We start from the raw sequence: 4,587 nt of genomic DNA on the forward strand, positions 1-4,587 counted from the left end.
TCTGTCAAACCACTACTGGGGCCGTCTTGATTAATAGCACTGCCACGAATTACTGCCAGAATATTATCCTTATTGGCAACTGCATCACTGAGGCGCTTCAATACAATAATCCCACATCCGTCTCCACGGACATAACCGTTTGCTGAAGCATCAAAGGTTTTGCACTTACCATCTACCGATAACATACGACCTTGAGACAGAGCAACACTAAGCTCTGGAGATAGCAATAAATTCACCCCTCCTGCTAGAGCTAGATTACACTCTTTATTTCTTAAACTCGAACAGGCTAAATGAATACTTACTAATGAAGAAGAGCAGGATGTATCTACTACTAAATTAGGTCCGACTAGCCCCAGAGTATAGGAAATTCGCCCTGATGCTGTACTGTGGGAGTTACCTGAACTCATATAAGCATCAATTTTTTCTAGACCTTGACTGAATATACGAGAAGTATAGTCATTGGTACAAATACCAACAAATACACCCGTTTGACTTCCTTTAAGTTGTTGCGGATTATTTCCTGAATTCTCTAGAGCTTCCCAAGTGACTTCTAAGAGTAATCTATGTTGGGGGTCTAAATGAGTGGTTTCTTTAGGGGAAATACCAAAAAAATTGGCATCAAACTCTTGTACTCCATTGATAAATCCTCCATAACGACTGTACATTTTGCCTGGAGTTTCTGGATCGGGATCGTAATAATCATCAAGATGCCATCGCTCTTTTGGGACCTCAGCGATCGTATCTACTCCATTTTGTAAAACATCCCAGAAAGCTTGTGGAGTAGATGCACCTCCGGGAAAACGACAACTCATACCAACAATAGCTATTGGTTCTGTAGTTGCTGCTTGAAGTGCTTGAATTTTTGCAGTTGCTTGTTTGAGTTTTAGTAGTAAACGTTGCTCATTTGAGAGTTTTTCGGGTGAGTTAAGTTCCATCTTTATTCCTCCTATACTTTATGATTACAAATTTGATATTAACTAACTCATTCTAAAAGTCGATCTAATTCATCTATAGCGTCATCAACCGCCAGATCAATTTCATCTTCAGAAAGCTGATTAACTTCAGAAAATAGACTTTCTGAATACTCTAGCTCCAAGGAATCCTTCTCCAATCTTGCCTCTGGTGTTTCTGACTCAGAACCAGGAGCCTCTGATGGCAGAAGTATTGTTTCTTCCAAGTAATCAGTTAGTGACTGAATATTAGGATAATCAAAAGCTAGAGAAGATGGCAGAGAACAATCTAAACTTATCTGCAACTTATTCCTCAACTCAACAGAAGTCAAAGAATCCATTCCTAGGTCAAAAAATCCTGTTTCTAATGAAATAGATTCAGGATTTTTAATTCCTGACACTAGAGCAAATTGACGTCGAACATGAGCCACTAATAACGAGCGACGCTCATTGGGTGCTGTTGCCTCCAATTTTGCCAGAAATTCTGACTTATATATTTCAGAAGTAGTTTGAGTTGTTTCCTGCCAATCTGCCAAGAAAGGCCATTGGGCTACTCTTTCCTGCCAAGCAGACCACTCAATTGGTAGCACCCCTACTTCTATATCTGAACCACTCATCAGTAGCTCTAGAGACTCTAGCGCCTGAGTTGGAGATATTGCTGCTATTCCCTGCTGCTGTAAACTAACACTTTCTCCACCTTGAGCAACAGTTCCCCAATGAATGCTCAATCCTGGCAATCCCATACCCCGACGATAATGAGCTAAACCATCTAGAAACCCATTAGCTACAGCATAATTTCCTTGATTTGGTGAACCCAACAGAGATGCAACTGAAGAAAACATTACAAAAAAGTCTAGCTGCTGATTTTGAGTCAATTGATGCAAATGCCAAGCACCTTTAACTTTTGATGCGATCGCTTCTTCAAAGTCAGACAAAACCCGATCTTGTAGCATTCCATCGGGCAATATTCCTGCGGAATGGATTACTCCTGCTAGCGGTATATTTGAGTCCTTAATGTTGTGTAGCACTCTAGCGATCGATTCCATATCGGACACATCAACTTTTTCAGCTACAACCGAAGCTCCAGCTTTTTCTAACTCAGTTATTGTTTGACTGTTAGTACCATCTGGCGAACAGTTTCCTAGCAACACCAGATGCTTGGCTCCTTTATCTACCATCCAACGAGCCACCAATAACCCTAAACTGCTAATACCTTCTGTAATTAAGTAGGTAGCATCCTCCCGGAAACGCAAAGACTTTTGAGTAGTAGTAGCATCAGCTTCTTGTGCTGTCACTGCTTGCTGATGATGACTAGCCACCAATCGAGCCACATAACGCTCATCCCCACGCCATGCTACCCGATCTTCCTTATCCTCCGCCCAAATTTCCTCGAATAGTTCCTCAGCTTGAGTCTCTATCGTCTCCTGTGAGTCTAAATCTATACACGCGCACTTGAGTTCGGGATGTTCTAGGCTAATTACTTTCCCCATACCCCACAATGAAGATTGGGCTACTCCTGGTATGACTGAATTATTTGACGGTACTGCTTGAGAACCATTCGTTACTAACCATAACCGGGGCGACTCAGATAACTTGGCTTTGACTAAAGCTTGTACCAAAGATAAGGTAGTACCACAGCCTAGCTTCGATAAATGTCCTAATTCCTCAGCGCTTATGTTTCTACCCACCCCTGCTTCGGTTGTCCAACATTGTACTACCCCCAGTAAGGATGGGGATTTGGTAGCTACAGTTTCTATCAGTTTCTCAAATTCTTCTGGATGATGAGGAGCGATCGTAAATTCTTCCGGGGCAAGCTGTTGATAGTTCTCTCCAGCAAATACTAATGTACAAGCATCTCCTGATGATCGCAGGTGACTAGCTAGCTGTTGAGCAACTCCCTGTTTATCTGCCAGTATCAACCAGCTCTTCTGTGTCGATGATGTTGAGTCTAAAGTTGTTGGAGGAGCTTTAGCAACGATAACTCCTTGTTGAGCAAACACTTCTGGCATCTCCTCAACTTCTGGGAGAGTAACGACTTGAGTAAAACCTGTTTCACTCAAAACCTGTTGCCACTGCTGACGACTCAAGAGAGGATAGTCCGCCCGCAATTCATCATCGCTGAATTTCCACCATCCTTCTAATAATCCAAAAATTAAATCCAAAAATCGAGAGCGAGTTGTTCTTTCATACAATACCAATGTTCCCCCTGGTGCTAACAGTTGTCGGACATGGGATAATGTCTGCTTTATACTGGTTGTAGCATAAAGAACATTGGCTGCAATAATTACATCATATTGATGAGATGCAAATCCTTGACTACTTGGCTCTACCTCTATATCTAAGGTTTGATAGTCTAGGAATTTATAATCCTGGAATTTCTGTTGAGCTTGTCTGGTAAGTATGCCATCAATATCAGTGAATATATATTCTGTTTGATTAGGATTTAGATGGGGCAGAATATAACTTGTAGTTTCTCCTGTTCCCGCTCCAATTTCCAACACCCGAATCCCTCTGCTAGGGGGTAAATCCTCAATAGTTTGAGCGATGGTTTTTTGTACTATCGTGTTCATCACCTTGGCTACAATTGAGTCTTGATAGACTTGGGTAGCTGCCGTCAAATCCCCTTTCGGAAACACCAGTTCTAGGGGATTTATTGCTCCTTTGAGGACTCCACGGAGTTGAGATGCACAACGGTTTAAGAGTGTTAATGCTGCTTCTGCTTCTGGATATTGATTCAGTAAACTCTGGCTTTGTTCGCTAGGGTTGACTTTTTCTAGGGTTTGTTGTACCTGCCATTGCTGTTGGTCGTACTTAAGTATTCCTACTTCTTCTAAGATTTGTAGCAGACGCCCAAATAATCGTCGCTGACTCGGAACTATACCTAAACGTTGAACTACGGCCTCCAAGTCAAAGCTCTCTGTTGGCTTATAAGACCAATCCATTGATAGCAAAGCTTGCACTATATAATCTACGCTTAATTCTTCCAGGTTCCTTTCTATTTCTGAGGTCTGAGTATTATCTACCTGGCTTACTAATTCTTTAAAGCTAGGAGTTAATTTTTGGGAAACTTCTACGGGATCGAGCAAGAAAGCAGGTGGTAGCAATCTGCCCAAAAGACCTTTGGATCTCCATTCTACTTCATACAACCAATTACTGATTTCTACTTCTGTTCCTAGTATAGTCTGTTGATTCGCCAGTTTGACTTGTAAACCTTCGACTGTGGCAATAATTTCTCCTTCTGGAGTCACTAGCGTCACTTGAGCGGTTAAACTTTTTTCACTTTCCACTACAGCGATCGCCGATGCGCAAGCATACAAGGAAAGCCCAGGACTACCATATATTTTGAACTGTTCTATCCCGACTGTCAGATAGGTTAGATCGCTGTCTACTTCTGGCAGTGCATGAACAATTATCTGCAAAGCTGCATCTAATAATGCGGGATGGAACTGATAATCAATTGTTTGTGCTATCAATTCTTGGGGTAATTTAATCTGAGCTAATGCTTGGTTTTCTCCATACCATAACTCGTAGATACCTTGGAAATTGCTGCCATAATCAATCCCTAATTTCTGACATTGTTGATAATGTTGTTCAACTTCTATTGATTGACTACACTCAGCTTTATATTTTTCTAAAA

General features: G+C 41.5%; 2 protein-coding genes. Both read right to left on the reverse strand.

The genetic code is table 11. From position 1 onward, the window contains the following. Positions 1–935: polyketide synthase (locus F6K13_RS19410; protein WP_287288074.1), on the reverse strand; the 935-nt coding region annotated here is incomplete at its 3' end. Positions 936–982: 47 nt separating this feature from the next. Next, on the reverse strand, positions 983–4,587 hold a 3,605-nt coding region (locus F6K13_RS19415; RefSeq protein WP_287288076.1), incomplete at its 5' end, for an SDR family NAD(P)-dependent oxidoreductase.

This window comes from Okeania sp. SIO2B9 (genome assembly GCF_010672505.1).
Taxonomy (GTDB): Bacteria; Cyanobacteriota; Cyanobacteriia; order Cyanobacteriales; family Microcoleaceae; genus Okeania; species Okeania hirsuta.